Consider the following 20,084-nt stretch of genomic DNA (forward strand, 5'->3'; position numbering starts at 1 on the left):
ATTAATGAGACTTTTTTTCCTTTTTCTATTTGTTAGTCTTTGTCTCGAGGGGCAAACTCAAGTTTTAAAGCCTATTAATTATTCAATTAGCAATAATAGTAGTCAAACCATTTCAGATGAAATTCTTGAAATTGTTAATGAAACTGATTTTGAGGCCATCCCCAACCCCTCGGCCTACACCTACACCCTCACCTCTGTTCCAGGGGTGTGGGTTAAGGATGGAGCGGATTCTTCTTATGTCCCAAAAGGCGCGCTTTATTTGCTGCATAACGGAAGTTGGGGAACTGCTTTGGCTAAATATACTAGCTGGACGCAGGAGGATATTAATCAGGGATAGCTTATTCCCGGGATACACCTGATTCCTCAGGATGATGCATTTACCGCCGGAGGAAGCTTACTCCTTAGAAGTGAAATTGCATCTTCTACAATACAATGCTCATAAAGGCGTTTAAAGGCCACCTCCTTCTAATACAAGCCAAGCCTCATTCCTGAATTGGTGTCCTTTGTGCCAAAAAAAACACGCGCCCAAATTCTACCGCGATTTTCACCGGAATTCCCGTTTATGAGCAGCGCCAACAGCAGCTGCCGAAGTGGGCATTCCCGGGAATGGAATGAATTGCCGATTGTATCCACTTATTCTCTTGTGTAAAATAGGAGAAAACAAAGATTAGGGAATAGTTAGGTATTTGAAGTGATTTTTATTGCTTTTTAAAATGATTGTAGGGGTTTGCGCTTTTTGTTTGATGTAGATAATCACCTAAAAATTCATCAATAAACCATTTTCAATGACCCATCGATTCCTTGAGGATCTAAAGTGCCTTCAAAAACACTTGTTTAGCCTGTTTTTTCATAGGGGCGTGTAGATGTCCGTTTTTATTTTTGTTGAGGTATGTTTTTCGGCTTTGCGTGATTAATCTGAATGTAATGTTTTATTTATTAAATCACCTAAATTCTTGCTTAAGTGTTATTTTTAGTTAAAATTAGTCTAATATTCAAAAAATTACTTAAGGTCATTATAGTTAATAATATAATTAAACGAAGAATTATGAAGATGGAATTTAATCCGGTGTTTATGCAAAAAAGCCTGATAGCCATGATGGCGATGGTTGTGCTTTTTACAGCTTGTGGAGATAATGGTGGAGATTCACCAGCGCCAACACCAACGCCAGATCCGGACCCGGATCCGGAAACAGAGATTGTACTTCCCGGTATGAAAGTAAGTGTGATGGAGGAATATCTAAATGAAGACGCCACCAATACCGATACCGACTGGCACTTATATGCCGATGTCATGAAGCTGAAAGTAGAATTCACCGCACCCACCGGTGAAAATCAGCAAGCAGCTAAAGTGGATGCACCTGTATTAACCTTTACCGCAGGAGAAGAAGAAGTGACTTATACCTTATCCAAAGACGGTGAGGCCTATGTGACGGATGAAATTCGTGATGAATTCGCGGATGCTTATCGCACCGGCTTTGATATGGTGATCACCGCCAAGGTAAATGATGAGGAATATGAGGGGACAGCAACCGAGGTGGTGGAGGATATCACCGTGACTACCGGTAAATTCGGCTCGGTAGTATTCGGTACTTTTGGAGAGTATACAGATAATTATCGTTATAAAACTGTACAGATTTGTGATGAAGATGGGGAGAATTGTCAGGTGTGGTTGGCGGAGGATTTGAAGACGGAGACAGATGAAACTGACGGGAGAACTTATGGGAATACGGATAATTTAACAAAAGAGGAGTATGTAGCGATTTTTGGACACCACTATTCTGTACAAGAAATGGAAGCGATTAATGAAGAACTTCACAAAATAGGTTGGGCTGTTCCTACTGCAGACGAATTGAAGAAAATGGTATCTATTTTCGGAACATTTGATGAGACTACCAATTCTTTTACGGATGTTGAAAGTTATATGCAAGACATTGATCATTGGGAATATGATGGATATTCTGCAACTAATTTATCTGGTTTTACACTTAGGGGAGGAGGTTATGATGAAAGAAAAAATGGGACCATGCATCGTTTTAAAGATCTGTTTGCAGGGCATCTCGATTCAATAAATGATACGTCCTTCAATTGCTTCGGATGTGGAAAAGGTGGTCTAGAGGTACTCTCGATATATGGGTATACATTATCAATACGATTAATAAAAAAATAAAATTGAAAAAGTTAGTTTTTCTATTGGTTTGCTTGGGATTATGTTGGGAAACCTATTCTCAAGACTTATCTGGTTCTAAAAGTAGTACCATAAGTTTGTATTCGTCACGGGAATTTTTGGAGGATCATTTAAAAATAGGCCAAGGGGGAACATTTAACCCTCCCGTCACGAATCCAGAAGACTACACCTACACCCTCACCTCTGTTCCAGGGGTGTGGGTTGGGGAAGGTGAAGACGCTACTTATGTCCCAAAAGGCGCGCTTTATTTGCTGCATAACGGAAGTTGGGGAACTGCTTTGGCTAAAGATGCTACCTGGACGCAGGAGGATATTAATCAGGGCCGGCTACGCTATGATGCCATAGGGACAGGCCTTGCAGATGAGGATGTACTCACCTTTAAATTTAGCTGTAATCGTCCGGCGAAAACCAATGGAGAAGATGATGCGGGATGGGATTCCGGTGAGCAGACTTTCACGATTACAATAGGGGCTGAACCAGCTTTTGTAGCCCAATGGGATGGGGCGGCTTGGCCAGCCTCTAAGCCCTCTGTAGATTATGTGTATAATGATAATACTGCACAAAAGATAGTGTCGAAAGTTAGTCTTACTGAGGCTGACCTGATGGTAGCCGGGATGAGTATCACCCTCAACAATGCCAGCAGTGGAGATCGACTGATCGATAATTTGAGTGGTAATGCGATGGTGACCAAATATGGGATCACCAATGGCTCGTCTGTGGCCAATATTATCGAACTCTCAGGGGTGGCGCCTATATCTGTTTATAATACTATTTTGGGCAATATTGAATATATAAAGAATAGCTGTGATGGCCATTTTAATACTGGTAGAAATATTGATATCAAAGCTTTGCGCTTCGCCAGTGAAACCCCAGATCGCTTGGCGAGAGTGGGGTTGAGAAATTATGCTAAGCCCACTTTTAGTAGTGCTGCCTTAACCTTCTCGGTCAGTCAGGGCGGAGATTTGTTGTCCGAAGTTATTTCAGCAGTGGATCATTGCGGCGGGGCTACGACTTACCTCAGTGTTGACGGTACGCTTCCTGAATGGTTACATTTCGATGCAAATACCGGTACTTTAAAAGGTTTTGCCGGTACGGGCGTCAGTAGTACGGCCTTTGATATTCGTTGTAGTTATTTAAGTGATGATAATTTTAATAATTCCAAGACTTATTCAGTAGTCACGGTAAATGTTAATGTAGCCTCCGGGGCTTCCGGTTATGAATTAACAGTTTCAAACGGTCAGCCGGTTGAAGTTGTTCATTTTGAACCTACCACCGTGGGCACCTTATCGATGACGACCAATACTGCTTTTGCAGCGAATACGACTTATACGCTTACTTTGCCCCAGCATTATTATTTTGTGAGTGCACCTACTATAGATGTAGAAAAAATCACCAGTAATATTTCCACAGGTTCAAGTAATGTGCTGGAAATTAAGGCAGCCAGCGATTTTAGTGCCACCGGTATCACGACCATTCAGCTTAGCAATATGCGCGTGGCCTATTCCAAAAACGGCCCTAATCTGGACCAGCCCATCGCACCCATGTTTACGCTTAAGGATGCCAGTACGAATGTACTCCCTTTAGATCAAAATGTAAGTATTTTCCGAAAGACGGCGAATGCTTATTTGTCGGTAAGCAAAAGTCCCATTTGTACGCAGGAAATCCCTCAAATTAAGGTGGATATGATCGGGAGGGGCGATGCCTATTCCGTAGATTTAATTCCCCTGACGGAAGGTAGTACAGAAGTGGTGGAGATGAAAGATTTTTCCGCAACGGGCCTCCTTTCTTTTGATAAGAAAACAGCCGGGAGTTATCGATTCGATGTTTTCTATGGGAATGGTGAATACCGCACTAAAATTAACACTACGGTCAATTATCCGCTGGAGGTGAATGCCGGGCCGCCGATTGATTTATTGGGATCTAATTTTAATGTTAACTTTTCCGAAAACAATAAGGTGGAAATTTTTGCCGCTCCCTTTTTTAGTATTCCTGCAGGCACAGATTTAGATCAATATATATTCTTTGCTGAAAATGAAGGTGACAATAAGGTGATTTTTGAGAATGGAAAGTATTATTTGGAGGTTGATCCTAATGAAGTTTCCAATGGTCAAAAATTTAAAATCAATTATTATATAGGCGACAAGGATCCGGACAATTCCTGCGATGTAAATAATTCCTTTGAAATTGAGGCTCAAAAGTTTTTGGTCGCGAATAATTATATATGTTTGGTTGGAACTGGAGGGTCCGGCTTGGTGAAAAGAGGGGTTACGGAGGCGGAAAAAGAGGCCATTTCTATTGTTAGTTTTAATACCGATATTGTGGAGGGTTGGGTGCGAACCTGGTTTTCACATTATGGACCTTCTTACAGACTTACTACTGCTGATCGTGACTATTTATTAGGAAGATTAATCAGTTATGTGAATTATTCCTATACCTGGGGAAGGATGAGAGAAAGTTTAAAAAAAGGATTTTATATTAGTAACGGAGATTTGTATTATGATTATAATTTAGCCAGCACTACTTTCAATAATACTTTATTGTATTGGTTTTGGGGGTATTTAAAGGTCAATACAACTTCAGAATATCGTTATTATTATAATTATTATTCCTCTACTACTCCTCCTTCCACCCCATCTTATACTGATCCTTACTATCATGCTTCGGTGAGGATGTATTCAGCCTATACGTCTCCTTTTAATACAGAAAAAGGCATGGACTTCTCCTATAGATTAGATGGTCAGACCTTAAACTTAACCATAGGGGAGGATATCGAAGGTGCTACTGATTTCAGCAGTATTCAAAATAGTTATTGTAGTTCTACCACTGGAGCAAAATGGAATTTCCATCCCTTTATGGATGACATCCGAATTACGACCAAGGTCGGAAATAAGCCTTATACAATTGCCAGTCCGGCTACTTCAGCCCCTAATGGTTTGCAAAGTTATGACCTTGATTTTTCGGAAATTGCTACAGATTATTTTGAGGGTACCACTACCAAATCCATTGAACTAAAATTGGAACTGCTGTATAATCAGGGCGGTTGCGACGATATTGAGTTTACTAAAACCATTTATATTACACGTGGGGATCCTTCCCCAAGTATCATTTATAATGATCGGATTTATGCCTCTAATGGCGCCAGCCCGGTAAATCTGGTATACTGTAAGGGCGAGAGCAATTTGGAATTAGCCATATACGAGCCAGCGGTTCAGGAATATCTTTGGTCTTCGGATAATTGGGGGACCAATAGTGCAACGCTGAATGCTTCGGATCCTATAACCTACCAGCCGGGGACCAATAATCCGAACTTACTGGTGAAATATGCCAGTGGTTGTGATGCGCTCAATAACCGGCCCCAATTGGAAATTAGCTTTCAGGAAAGTAATGACGCATCTCTGGATCCGCTGGAGACGGATTATCCTTTTGAAATCACCAGTGCACAGGACGGTTATGATTTAAACGAAATTATCAGTCCCCTATTACAGGCGGATACTAATTTGGATCCTGACCATGTGCATATTCGGATTCAAAATTCGGAGTACAATATGGATACGGTGATTCGTTCTGATGAAGCTGAATTTTCTAATTTTGTGCCGGAAAAGCCCGGAAAGTATCAGTTTAGTATCATTCACGAAGTAGCGCAAACGGATGAAGGGAGCTCAAAGGGAGGGGATTCCTCCTTCTTCTGTGAATTCGAAGGAGAAGAAGCCACCTTGTCTCTTGCCCTGAAACCGACGTTAACGCTTCCGGGGCATTTATTACTGTGTGAGGGCGACAATGAAATCAATCTTTCGAATTTAGTCGACAGAATCTATCCCACCACGGCTTATACGGGTTCTTCCGGAGCATTCGAATACTTTTTCCGTAAAAAGGGGGAAACCAACTGGCAGAAGATGACTTCTGAGGTATTAAATCAAACCACTGCCGGCGTGCCGGGCATCGAATTTGGAATTTATGAAGTGCAGGTAAAATATGAGGAGGGGCAGGGACTAGACGCTTCGGTACTGTCGGAATCTAATATTTTAGAAATATCAAAGTCGGAAGTAGCCATAGAGGTTACGGAAAATTTGGCAGAAAACTATTGTTATTTCACTGTGGCGGCCAACTTTAGGGCCAACTTATCCATCAACAATCAGGCGGTGGCATTTGAGGCCGATTATCTGTCTGTTGGTTTATTCAAAGATGGAGAGGCCTTTCCGGTTGGGCTGTTGCAGGGAGCGGCCGATAATGAATGGGCTTTGGCAGAGGACCTACCGGCAGGGAATTATGAATTGAAATTTTCGCTTAAAGAAGAGTTCTTTAAAAGGAATGATTTACCGGATTGCAATTTATTGAAAACCTATTCCTTCTCTATTTTTGATAACCCCACCGCCCAATTGGTGGAGTTTGATAAAGAATTTTGTGAATATGACCAGCCTGTTGATTTGAATCCGCTGGGAATAGATACCAATGGACTTGCGGCCAACTTAACATTGGATAATACTAATTATCAGATCTTCAGTGGATCCAATGAGGGAGGTCCGGAGGTTGTTTCTCAACGCATTTTTACCCAAAGGACAGAGAAGGGCGCGACCCTTAATCTGGATTCCGCCGGTGTATTTCGGGTGGTCTTCCAATATACGGATGCCAATACTTGTACGGCCACCGCGGAGGCAACGGTGCAAGTCAACGGCAAACCCATTCCCTCCTTCACGGTAGACACCCTTGCCTGCCTGAATGACGGCGGTGCTTTTGAATTTGAAAGCAACAGCGCAATGGAAGCGGGACTTGATGCACAATTTGGGCAGATCAGCTCCTATTTGTGGTCCTTTGGAGATAATATCATCATTGCGGGTGCTCAGGGAGAGGCTTTAAGCGCTGAAGATCAACAAACCAATACCTCAGGATTTTATCATCAGCCCACGCATACCTATAGCAGGGCACGGCAGTATGAGGTGAACATGACCGCCATCACGGATAAAGGTTGTTTGGCTGCTTTTAAAGATAATATTGAGTTGGGCGCGAATCCGGTAGTGAATTTTTCTACCCATCAATTTACCAGCGGCCAACCCACCATTTTAAAAGAGGCGGTTGGCTTTGAGGTGGATCATGATCGGGAGGTTGATAGTCTCTATATTGTTTTTGATCAGGCTCAGGCGGGGCCTGCGCAGGAATTTTTATATGACGGCAGTGTGGAAGGAATGGCTTTTGAACATACCTATCCGCAAAGTGGCATTTATGAAGTATGCCTGCGAGCTAAAACGGATATCGGTTGTGATGCGACCACCTCTCAGAAAATTGCCATTTTCCCACTGGTTCAGGATACCCATTACCATACGGCATTCGATGATGCGGCAAAAGTGGAATGGTTCCATTCCGGGCAATGGGATAACGCCTCCGACTCGGTTTCCTGGGAGTGGAATCCTTCCCAAGGTTTGTGGACGACTACGGGCGGAAGCCATGGGGACAGTCTTGCCAATACCAACACCTATAATGCGGCGGAAAATTCATGGATTGAAGGCCCTACGGTTGACCTGTCATTAATTGAGTTGCCCATGCTGGAGCTGTATATCAAAATGAATACCGCCGAAGGCGTGGACGGGCTCAGCCTGCGTTACTCTGTGGATGAGGGAGACAGCTGGAATACCGTTGGTGAAGCGGGCTTTGGGATTGATTGGTATACGAATGAAAGTGTTTTGTCCTTACCACAGGATAAACTGAATAAAAAGCAGGGCTGGTCGGGACAGGACTCGCTCTACCGTTATGCGCGTATTCCTTTGGATGAGGTGCAAATTCAAGCGGCGCCTTCGGGGCAGGTTCGTTTCCGCCTTTGGTTTGCCTCCAATAATGAGGTAAACGGAAGTATGAATTACAGCGGGGTGGAGGTGAAGGAGTTTACCATTTCTTCCCGCAACCGCCTGGTAGTGGCGGAACACTTCACCCATGAAGATGCGGACCCAAAAGAGGCAGATGCGCTTTTTGATGCGGTATCGGTTTCTCCAAATGAATTGGTGATCATGCAATATGGCTTCAATAGCTTTGCGATGCCGACGGCCTATTTGTATGAAACCGGAGGCTGGAAGCCTTCCGGAGCACGTGCTTTGCATTATAGTATTCCGGAATTTGACCGGGTGATGGTGGACGGACACATCTATGAACGCAAAAAATGGACGGAGAGTGCTTATTTGCAAAAATCTATCAGTCAGGAAAAATTACAGAAAGCCCGGGCTTTTATTGATGATATTTCCGAAAGCGATTTCCTGGATAATCTGGATCCGAAGACCGGAACGACGATCATCAATGTGGGCTTTGAAACGGTGAAAAACCTGCCGATAGAGGAGGAAGATCGCCGATTGATATTACATACCCATATGGTGGCCGGGAAATTTGAGCTTCCGGAAACCGGACAGGTGTTCCGGAATATCGTAAGAGAAATGCTGCCGGATGCAACCGGACTCAATGTGAAGAAAGAAGAATTTGATGAAAATGGATATGTTCATTTTCAGGGGCAGGTGCCCTGGCAACCGGATGCGATCTGGGCTTATGCCGATGAGGTGAAGATGATCCAAACCGTTCAGGGTTGGGATACGGACATCATCTATCAGGCAAGGGTATTTGATATCCCTCAGGAATTGATCCCTCAACGTCCGCTGGATGCGGAGGCACTGGCGCAAAAGCTGCAGCTTTACCCGAATCCGAACAGTGGAAAATTCACTTTGGATTGGCAGGGAGAGGGCAAGGCTGACCATTGGGCACTCTACAAAGCGGATGGTGTTCGGGTGGCTTCCGGAGATTTTCAGTTCCCGGCACGATCCACCCAAAGCATTGAAGTAGAAGATTTAGCCGATGGGATTTACGTGTTGATGCTGATGAAAGAAGGTGCCTTATTAACGCATAAGCGATTGGTAATTGCGCATTAGAGCGTGCTTTAAAACACAGACTGAAGAATAATTGTAAAATGGATTTCGAGGGCCGGTGCTTAAAAGGTCGGCCCCTTATTTTCCTTTTTATTTTTCCCTGCTTTGATCGACGATAGGAGGGGGTGAAGATGGTCCGCCTGCGAACAATGCGCTCGCTTGCAGGCAAGCGGGCGGAATGTTCAATGAGCGATTGAATATTTCCATCTTCAATTTTAGTAAAATTTTGAGAGCCCGGTCTGAATAGCCGGGCTTTTTGCTGTTAGACCCATTGGAGTGGAGGTTTGGGGGTTTTTGTAGTGTTCCAGCCGTTTTCAAGCTGGATTTTCATGCTTAAATCCTCGTTTAGTTGTTTGGCGGGATAATGATAGATTAGTTTCCTGTTTTTTCCAAGAAAGCAGAGGCATGAGGAGAAAGCAAGTTTGCTTAAATTTTGGGTATTATAAACCAAAGAAATAATTCATAGTGAGCTAAAAACAAATCACTTATATCGAGGGGATAAATTTAGCAGGGAATAATTCGGGTTAATTATTCAAAGAGGGGGAGGTAGTAAGGCCAAGCCCCCCTTCATGAGTTTCTAAAGTGCAAAAGTTTATACTTCAAAAACTACTTTACCACCTCTTTAAAGCTCTTATTATAAGACTCCCCAAATAGTTTTAAATATTGATTATTGAACTTTTCATACTCATGGTGTGCCTGAACCGTTTTATCCATGAATAAAAGAGCTTTGATTTTCAGGGTTAATGCTTGCTCTTCCAGATCATCAAATTTGAAAATGCAATCCGTAATTTTTTCCACCCACAGCGGGTTTTCACAATTTTCAGCGTAGCGTACCAGGAAATCTATGGTCTCGGATTTAAGCTGACCGATGGAGTCTTCCAGCCATTCAATTCTTAGCCCCTGCACTAATTTTCCACTGGCCACTATGGCAAAAAATGCTTTGAATTCCGCCTCTCCAATGCCATCCTGAAATTTTAGCTGATCCTGATAGTTGAGAAATTCCTGATAATCACAATAAAAATCCTTCTCCATTTTCACTCGCCAATCTCCATTATCATGCTCAATAGAAATACCCTCGCATTTTTCTAAAATCAGGCGAAGCCTACGCACACTAATGGAGCGGTTGTTCTTCGTTTTTTCCCTGGCAGTGCCCGGCCATAGTAATTCGGCTAATTCGTTACTATGTACGGCGCGCCCCTGCAAGTGCGGATAAAATAATATGATGCAAAAGAGCTGTCGCAGTTTCTCCGTAATCAAATTACTGATCTCATTTCCTTCACGATCATATAGTTGAAACTCATTGAAAAGATAGAGCGAATTGGCCTGGGGTTCAAGTGGTTTTGTAATTAGGCTTTCATAATGCTTGATTTTTTGAGCATTAAAGGGCTTTGCTTTTGGCAAGTCTTTTTTCTTATTTCGATAGATTAAAAACCCACCCATACTGAGTAAAAGAAAGAGCAGGCCGCCGGCTACAAAATAACCTACTTTGGGCAAAGTATTTAGGATAAGGTGGCGTTGATTCATATCCTGGAGTTTTGCCAAAGAAATGGGAGGGCCCTTTAATTCATAAATGCTCAGCAATGATTGGTTTTGCTCATAATCCCCATGGGAGACGCAAGCATAGAAGTTTTTAGTGCTTTTTTGTTGAAACAGATGAATTTGGGTGTTAACATCCCGATATGGAGTGGGAATGGTATCACTTACCCATTTGACACTGCCGGTCTTGATAGAGATTTCGGCCAGCACCACTCCGGTATTGAATTGATGCGCCGGATGCAGCAAGGTATAAAATGAATCCCCTCCCTCTTCCACAATTAATTCTCTGGAGGGCAAGTATTCTGTTTTATGGAGATCAATATTCCATAATCGCTCTAAGCTGCGCTCTTTAAGATTAAGCTTCCAGAGGTCATGATAAGTTTTAGATCCCATGGATTGCGCTCCGGAGCTATTGCCCATTCCTCCAAAAAGGAGGGCTTCGTTTTCATTCGACATACCCATGGCCATTAAATAGCGTGGGGTCATGGTATCTCCCTGAAGGTTGATGTCATGCCATTGTCCCTCATCAAATACCTGCGGAAAATGGCGGAATTTGTAAACTCCGTAGCCATTCAGGGCAAGGATTTGATCTGTAGGTTCATGATAAAGATAATTCCTGTGCCAAAAATCCATGGGCCCGTCATTTTGGAGCTGAAAATCAGACTTCAGACTGTCAAATACCTGAGGTATGGCACCCCTCGCATCCCAAAAGAGCATTTCATTTTCTTTTTGGAAGGCATGGAGAATGGGAGTGTTTGGACTGTATAGGTGAAGTGGCTTTTCTTCTAATTTTTCGGTTTTTAGGGGGATTTTTTTGCTGCTGAACTGGTCCAGGATCTGAATGTATTCTCCCTTTTGGTTAAAAATAATGGCCGGATGAAAAGAAGTGCTTAATTCCCACTTTTTTTCCCAATAGTGATGCTCTTGAGCTTGCCAATGTGGATGTTCGATATATCCTTCCAAGCGGCCATGAGCCTCCATTATGACACTGCCTTTGGACTGATTAAGTGGCCAGGAATAATGATGCTTTCCATTCCAAAGTGCAATATTTCTAAGGGCAAAGGAGGGGATGTCCCTAAGCCCAAAGCCTTCTTTTTTGCAAGCCCCAAAATTGAGGGATATGGCGCTTCCTTTTGGGAGAGACAGTGCTTTGGTCCACTTTTGTTCTCCCATCTCAAAAGAGATTTTATCTTCCTGATATTGGATCGAGACAGATTGCCATCCTAATTGTTTTTGGTGGTTAAAAGCAATCGGCACTTTAGATAATACGATTTCTCCATCCCATATTAGTAATAGTTGAGCATCACACTCCTGATCCATGGGGTCGTAAATGAGGTCAAGGGTATGAGCATCGTTTACAATGGTCCGCATGATATGGCCCATGAGCTCCGTGGCATAGGGATCAAGATCAAAAGAAAGCTTAAAATCCCCTTCCAGCCTAATGTTTCCATTCGAAGGAATGCCTAAGCGGGAGGAATTTTGGCGAGCTAAAGCGGAATTTTCAAAAAAAATTCCCGTGGAGGTGCTAGCTCCATTCGCAAAAATGTCAAGATTGATAAAGGTGAGAAATAGAAGTATTAAAACTCTGGGCATTTACTCAAAAAAGATAAATAAAAAATAGTTGGGGCTGACAGAAAATAAGGGCAGCGCTTAATGCTTGCAATTTTAACTATTTTACCTAAAAGCGGAAAAATATTTTCGGATAATTCGGGTCCTTGACAAGGAGATTTTGGATTTTTTTCCTCCTAAGAAAAGCAGGTGCGTTCCTATTCCTAAATGAAATACCAAAGCAAGCTGTATTGATAAATTTTAAATATTACGACCTAAAAATGTAGGCAGATGGTGTTTTTTTTAAAAATTAACCCAAAAATCATTAGTGTAACCCATCGTGTATGTCAGATTGTTGCGGATTTGTTAGGCGGCACCCCTAGCATTGTGTCAAAGATATAGCGATCGGCTATATGCAGAGTCTATTTTTTTGTACACATTTTTCTGATTATGCTTAAACATTTATCATTTTTTGTGGGGATGGTACTCCTCACAGCAGCCCAATCTTTTGGGCAGACTATTGATGGAAAGGTGATTGATGCAGGTGATCAATCCCCTATTCCGGGAGTAAATATTGCGATTAAAGGAACCACGCGAGGAACTATTTCTGATTTTTCAGGAGCCTTTAATCTCTCCGCAGAGCCGGGCGATACCCTGCAGTTTTCTTTTATTGGTTATAAAGACGGCATGCTCGTAGTGGATGGGCAGTCTCATTATGAGATGGCACTGCAGCAGGATGTGGAAGAGCTGGAAGAAGTAGTGGTCACCGCTTTTGGTATTGAAAAAGAAAAAAAGGCGATTGGTTATTCGGTGCAGGAAGTGAAGTCGAGTGAACTGACTGATACCCGAACCACCAACGTTGGGGCCAATCTGGCCGGTAAGGTTGCCGGGGTACAGGTGAGTCCTTCCGGAGGGATGGGTGGCTCGATATCAGTGCGGGTTCGTGGATCCAGTTCTATTTCTGGTAATAACGAACCGCTGTGGGTAGTGGATGGTGTACCGATTAATAGTCAGTCCATGGGGCAGTTGTCCAATCCGGATGATGGCCCGGAGTGGGGTGGATCTATTGCTGATGGAGGTGTTTCGGATATTAACCCCGAGGACATTGAGAGCATTTCTATTTTGAAAGGGCCCAATGCGGCGGCACTGTATGGTTCACGTGCGCAAAATGGCGCGGTGATTATTACTACCAAAAAGGGGAAATCACAGCAAGGCGTTCGAGTGGAGTACAATGCCAATGTGATGTTTGAGCAGGCGCACTCTTTTTATAATTTGCAGAATGAATTTGGTCAGGGAACCAATGGGGTAGCGGACATCAATGCCATGGGAAGCTGGGGTGCCAAGATGGATGGTCATCAGATCCAGAGCTGGGTAGATCCGAATTTGACCTCTCCTTATTCGGCCAATGAACAATGGAAAGATTATTTTAAAACAGGATCTACTATTTCCAACAATATTGCGGTTTCCGGAGGGAATGATTTAGCCACTTTCCGTGTTTCTTTTATGGACCAACGCTCTAATGGAATCTTCCCCGGACAGGAGTTGGATAAAAATTCCCTGGACTTTCAGGGAGGATTGAAAACGGAGAAATTCACCTTAAATGGTAAGTTTACCTATATTAATCACAGAGAGGAAGGCGTACCTGCACAGGGGTATAACGGCACTGTCAATCAGTTTGTCCAAATGCCACGAAGCATTCAGACCAAGGATATTGAAAACAATTATATTCACCCGATTTATGGGCACCAGCTGAATTGGTCCGGGCTTTCTTCTCAGTACATTAATCCTTATTGGCAAGAGTACAATGCGACCTTGAATAATACTTCCAGAGATCGTTTTCTGAGCATGGTCTCGGCGGGTTACAAGTTCAATGATTGGTTAAGTCTTTCTGCTAAATCCGGTTTGGATAGTTATTCCGAAATCCGGGAGACCCGTGATTTGCCTTCCAATGAAACCATGACGGATAAGAAGTTCTTATTGGATACCTATAATGTAATGGAGATGAATTCCGACATTATGCTGAACGCCAATAAGCAATGGGGGGACTGGGGTGTAAGCGCCAGTGTCGGGGCTAATAATATGTACCAGCGTCGCCAGGGTATGGGGAATGAAGGTATTGGCCAGATTGTTCCGGGACTTTGGTCTATTCAAAATGCGGTTTCTGTGGTGAATCGCCAGAATTATTATGAAAAGCAAATTCAGTCGGTATTTGCCTTCGGTCAGTTCAGCTTCCGTAACTATGCTTTTATCGACTGGACCAGCCGAAATGACTGGTCATCCACGCTGCCGGCTGAAAACCGATCCTATTTTTATCCTTCTGTATCGGCATCTTTGGTGGTGAGTGATATGCTGGAAGATTTCAATACAACCTTGCCTTCCTGGATTACTTATATGAAGGTGCGCGGTGCCTGGGCAAAGGTGGGTAATGATACGGATCCCTATATGACAGCGGCCACTTACCGCGTGCAGCAGGGGGCAGGCGGCCCTATTGTGGAAGCACCTTTACAAATGCCTTTGGAAGGTTTAATGCCGGAAGAAACGATATCCAATGAGTTGGGGGCTGAAATGCGATTTTTGAATAATAAGTTATACCTGGATTTTACGGTCTATAAATCCAATACCTATAACCAAATTCTGACGGTCCCGATGACTTCCTCTTCCGGTTATTCTCATAAAATTATTAATGCCGGAGATGTGGAAAACAGAGGCTTTGAATTAATGCTGAATGCTAATTTACTGAAGAAGGGAGACTTTAGCTGGGATATGGGAGTGAACTTCTCTAAAAACCGAACCTATGTGAACGAGCTTGCCGAAGGGGTAGATATTTTCGAAATGGCTTCGGTAAACGGGGTAACCATAGTGGCGCAACAAGGCGAAGATTATGGAAATATTCGTTCTACACGTTCCTTCGTTCGTGATGAAAGTGGCAATATGATGATCGGCAATGACGGACTGCCTTTAACTTCAAATACGCCGGAGGTAATCGGGAATATCCAACCTGATTTTATGGGATCCGTGAATACCTCACTGGCTTATAAAAATATTTCTTTTCGAGCGCAGATTGATTACCGCGTGGGTGGGGAGATTTATTCCTATACCGATGCCATCGGAACCTTGCAGGGTAATGGAGAACGTACCCTTGCCGGTCGTGACGGGACGATGGTCGTGAGTGGTGTAAATGCGGAATCAGGTCTGCCTAATACGGTTGAAATCTCTTCCGAACAGTATTGGAACCATGTTGGCGGTGCCAATGCGGTGGGTTCGGAGTTTGTTTATGATGCCAGTTATGTGGCTTTGAGAGAGTTGTCCATTGGTTATGCTTTGCCAAAAACCTGGTTTGAAAGCCTGGGCGTTCAATCCGTACGAGTATCTGCGGTAGGTAGAAACCTTTTCTACTTCATGCACCATATGCCGGGCACCTCGCCTGAGGCTTTTGCCGGGCCTACCGATGGTTATCGCGGGATTGAAATGGGTGGATACCCGATCACCCGAAACTTTGGATTTAATGTGAATGTAGTATTCTAATTGGTCGACGAGATGAAAAACTTTTTAAATAAATCGATATTATTTTTCCTGGGGATTTTTACCCTTTCCTGTACTGATGGCTTCGATGAGATGAATGTCAATCCAGTGGAGCCCACGGAAATTCCTCCTGGCATGGCAGTAGGAAACCTGTTGGTGAATGGAAACATAGCAGAATGGTCCCGTTACCAGCAGGCCTATACTTTGTACAGCAGTTTGTATGCGCAGTATTTTGCCAATACCACCAATTATTTTGCTTCCGGCCGCTACATCATGAATCTGGGCTGGGTGGATTATGGTTATTTCCGTCCCCAGTACTGGGAAGCTACCCGCATGTATGAGGATATCAAGGCTTATGCAGAAAAGTATGAGGGTTATGAAAATCATTACTGGATTGCGAGAATTCAGTATGAATTGTCATCAGCCCGTACCACAGACCAGATCGGGGATATGCCTTATACTGAAGGAGGTAGAGGTTTCGATTATCCTCAATATGATAGTCAGGAGTTTATCTACAATAGTGTGTTGGCCGGACTGGATTCTGCCTATCAGGCATTGGGAGATTATCCGGATCAGGCCACTTATGGCGGAGAGGATGTCATCTATGGTGGGAATTTGGAGAAATGGAGAAAGCTGGCCAATTCCCTGATTTTGCGCTATGCCATTCGGGTAAGTAAGGTGGATCCGGAATTGGGAAGAAAGTGGGGGACATTGGCCCTGTCCCGTATGTTGTTTGCTTCTAATGAAGATAATGCCAGTATTATGACGGATCCGCATAGTTATATGCGTGGTCATCCGCTTTTCGAAGTGGCCTGGTGGAATGAGTTCCGGATGAGTAAAACCATGCAGGAGTATTTTACCCAGGAAAGTACAACGGTTGATCCTCGAATGTATTTGTACTTTAATAAGGTAGATAAAGAAGAGCTTACAGCGCAGGAGTTTGCCCAATATCAGAACCTGAATGATCAGGGAAGGTTAGTAGACTTCAGCTATGAGCAGGATGGGAATCTGTATAATGTTGAATTTTATAAAGGGGTAGAGAACGGCTTGTCTGCCAACCAGGTGCCGGCATTAGGAAATAATCCTGCGGATAATTCCAATATCGGGCCCATGTTCGCCAATAATTCTCGATATATGGTCATGTCCTATGCAGAGGTGTGTTTTTTGAAAGCCGAAGCCGCATTGCTGGGCTGGGGAGGAAACGCTGAAGAAAATTATTTAGAGGGAATTCGCGCTTCCTGGGATTATGTGTCCGGTCTTTCTGAGTCACAATCCTTTATTTCTGCCGCCAGAGATGGGCAGCTGGATATGGAGGCGTATATCAGTGGGCTGTCGCCTTTTGCCGGAAACGAAATGGAGCGTATTCAAACGCAGAAATGGCTGGCCGTCTATCCGGATGGCTGTGAAGGTTGGGCGGAATATCGCCGTACCGGTTTCCCGATAATGAACAAAATTGTTCAGGATGATTCCGGAGTGGATTTGGGCGATGGCTTTATTAAGAAGTTACCCTATACGGAATCGGAGATCACCATTAATGCGGAGAATGCATTGAACCCAGCCAATAATCAGGGGCAGGGAGATGGGATTCATGTGCGCGTTTGGTGGGATGTGGATTGATTCCGCCTGGTTTTATAATTTGAAATGAATCGAAAGGCAGCGCTTTAATAGGGCTGCTTTTTGCGTTTTAATAGTGAAATTTTCGAAAAATTGGGAATTTTTTAAAATGTAACCCGATTGTACGGCTACCTGTGTGTTGTAAAATTATCGGTGAAGCACATCTTTAAGATTAAATCACCACCGGTAGGAAGTGAAATTGAAAAGTAGAATTAATCCTTTATAATATGTTTCGGAATTTTTTAACGCTTGTTGTTTTTTGTTGTCTGGGTTGGACTTCTTCGCTGAAGGCGGAGGGGCAGAAGGATAGTCCTTTGAAACATGTGGATCCGATGATCGGGACCGGTGGCATTGTACATACCTTCCCGGGAGCTACGGTTCCCAATGGTATGATTCAGCTGAGTCCTGATGGAGATACTAATGGCTGGAACTGGTGTTCCGGCTACCATTATAGTAATACTTCCCTGAAAGGATTTTCGCATACCCACCTTTCAGGCACCGGCTGGTCCGACCTGGGAGATATTTTGTTAATGCCGGTTGTCGGTGAAATTCAAACACAACCGGGAACTTTGGAAAATCCCGAACAGGGTTGGCGGTCCGTTTTTTCTCATGATAGAGAAAAAGCAACACCAGGGTATTACCAGGTGATGCTGGATGATTATGAGGTGAATGTGGAACTGACGACCGGTCGTCGTGTGGGTTTTCATAAGTATACTTTTCCTAAGACACAGGAAGCGAGGGTAATCATTGATCCTTCCAATAAGATTTTTGGTCAGACCTACCGTACACAGGTTAAAATGGAAGATGAGCATACCGTAAGCGGATATTGTTATTCCAATGGTTGGGGAGGTAAGCGCTATGTTTTCTTTGTAGCGGAATTTTCCAGCCCGATTCAGGATTTTCAGGTGGCGACAGGAGATCAGCTCACCACTGAATCCTGGTTGACGGCAGAAGATGCCAAAGGCTTTGCTACCTTCAATACCGAAGATGGAAAAGCAGTGGAAGTTCGGCTGGCGATTTCGGCGGTAAGCCTGGAAAATGCCCGTGAAAACCTGGCTTCTGAAAAGATGAATTTTGATCAGGCTTTAGCGAAAGCGGAGCAGCATTGGGAAGAGAAAATTTCAAAATTTGAAGTGAAAGGCGGTACCGAGGAGCAAAAGCGTATTTTTTATACCGGAATTTATCATAACTATATTGCGCCGAATTTAAACAGCGATGTTAACGGTGAGTATGTTGCTGTGGGTAAAACACTGAAAGCAGAAGGTTTTGAAAATTATTCTTCCTTCTCTTTTTGGGATACCTTCCGCGCTACCCAGCCTTTGATGCATATGATGGAGCCGGAATTGTCCACAGACATTATGCAGTCTTTGATTGCCCGTCACCGGGATGCTGATGATCATTTGCCGCTATGGGAACTTTGTGGATTTGATAACACCTGTATGATTGGTTACCCTGCCGTTCCGGTATTGTATGATGCTATCATGAAGGGCGTACCGGGCATTGATAAGGAAGAGGCTTTTGCGGCCATGAAAGATATTGCGAATACGAATAAAGATTCCAGTTCAGATGGCGAGGGAGGCCTGGAAGAATATAAGGAGTTGGGCTATGTGCCGGCAGATATCCCGAAAAATGTGGCAAAGACTTTGGAATATGCCTATGCGGATTGGTGCATAGCGCAACTGGCTAAGCAATTGGGGAAAGAGGAAGATTATAAAACTTTCAGCAAGCGGGCACAGAATTATAAGAATGTATTTAATGCTGAGCGCGAAATGTTCTGGCCACGCAATGCCGATGGCAGTTGGTTCGGGGATATTAATATGAGTGACTGGCATGAATTGCAGCCGCATTGGGTGTCCGGAAACCTTTGGGCTTATGAGTATTTTGTGCCACATGATGTCAACGGTTTGATGGCATTAAAGGGTGGAGTGAAGTCTTTTCAGAAGCATTTGGATAAGTTGTTCACAGAAGAACTGAACATGGAAGGCGAAGAGCATGTGGATATTTCCGGCTTTATCGGAGGCTATGCACACGGAGATGAGCCGGGCCATGCGAATGCTTATTTATATAACTATGCCGGCCAGCCTTATAAAACACAGGCCATGGTTCGTCGCATTATGGAGGAAATGTATACCGACAAAGTGGATGGTATGCCGAATAATGAGGACTGCGGTCAGATGTCGGCCTGGTATATTTTCTCTGCCATGGGTTTTTATCCTTCCTGTCCCGGAGACGAGCAGTTTGTTTTAGGATCGCCATTATTTGAAGAAGTAAGCATGCAATTGGGGAATGGTAAAACCTTTACCATGAAGGCGCACAATCAGGGCGCATCCCATGTCTATGTGCAGTCGGTGAAATTGAATGGCAAGCCTTTGAATCGTTCCTATATCACCGCGGCTGAGATTCAGGCCGGTGGCCTTTTGGAATTCGAAATGAGCGCCAAGCCGAATAAAAAGTTTGGTAAGGCAGAAGGAAATCGTCCGGTAGCACCGGAAGCACGATAACATTGGTCGAGAAAAAGCGGGTGTTCATTCCGGTCTGATTTTTTAAAATAAATGGGACCGGAATTACACGCCCTCACCATATTCCCCAACAATTTTCCCTGCCGGGAAGCTTTAGAGCGTGTTTAAAAGCACACCATCCGGCTGCAAATTCGAATTATTTGAAGCGATTTTGGATAATTTCTCAACAATAGCGATGCCATTCGCTCAGAATAATCGGGTTTCGCTTCTGCAAAAATGAAATTTTCGCTGCGGATTTTGGCTTTAATACAAGCTCTTATCTCC

General features: G+C 43.7%; 7 protein-coding genes. 6 read left to right on the plus strand and 1 reads right to left on the minus strand.

Going from position 1 to position 20,084, the window contains the following annotated elements:
• Positions 1-4: 4 nt before the first annotated feature.
• From AAA970_RS19060 to AAA970_RS19070, 3 genes are all read left to right on the plus strand, one after another.
• Positions 5-337: a hypothetical protein gene (locus tag AAA970_RS19060; RefSeq protein WP_338238486.1), complete on the plus strand. Its 333-nt coding sequence runs from the start codon at positions 5-7 to the stop codon at positions 335-337.
• Between the two features lie 708 nt (positions 338-1,045).
• A complete protein-coding gene (locus AAA970_RS19065; protein WP_338238487.1) occupies positions 1,046-2,167 on the plus strand; it encodes an FISUMP domain-containing protein in 1,122 nt (373 codons plus the stop codon).
• A 2-nt stretch (positions 2,168-2,169) separates the two neighbouring features.
• Entirely contained in the window at positions 2,170-9,084 is a 6,915-nt protein-coding gene (locus tag AAA970_RS19070) for a T9SS type A sorting domain-containing protein (RefSeq protein WP_338238488.1), read from the plus strand.
• Between the two features lie 603 nt (positions 9,085-9,687).
• Here the strand turns inward: AAA970_RS19070 and AAA970_RS19075 are convergent.
• On the minus strand, positions 9,688-12,210 hold the full coding sequence (locus AAA970_RS19075) for an AfsR/SARP family transcriptional regulator (RefSeq protein WP_338238489.1): 2,523 nt from the start codon (positions 12,208-12,210) through the stop codon (positions 9,688-9,690).
• 405 nt (positions 12,211-12,615) lie between these two features.
• On the opposite strand from AAA970_RS19075, the gene AAA970_RS19080 reads away from it, so the two are divergent.
• From AAA970_RS19080 to AAA970_RS19090, 3 genes are all read left to right on the plus strand, one after another.
• Complete coding sequence (locus AAA970_RS19080; RefSeq protein ID WP_338238490.1) at positions 12,616-15,690, plus strand: SusC/RagA family TonB-linked outer membrane protein; 3,075 nt, start codon at positions 12,616-12,618, stop codon at positions 15,688-15,690.
• Positions 15,691-15,702: 12 nt separating this feature from the next.
• Positions 15,703-17,304 carry a SusD/RagB family nutrient-binding outer membrane lipoprotein gene (locus tag AAA970_RS19085; protein WP_338238491.1) on the plus strand — a complete coding sequence of 534 codons (1,602 nt, stop codon included), beginning with the start codon at positions 15,703-15,705 and terminating at the stop codon, positions 17,302-17,304.
• A gap of 224 nt (positions 17,305-17,528) precedes the next feature.
• Positions 17,529-19,802, plus strand: a complete 2,274-nt coding sequence (locus AAA970_RS19090; RefSeq protein WP_338238492.1) for a GH92 family glycosyl hydrolase — start codon at positions 17,529-17,531, stop codon at positions 19,800-19,802.
• Positions 19,803-20,084: the final 282 nt, after the last annotated feature.

It is taken from the genome of Persicobacter diffluens (genome assembly GCF_036244895.1).
GTDB lineage: Bacteria > Bacteroidota > Bacteroidia > Cytophagales > Cyclobacteriaceae > Persicobacter > Persicobacter diffluens.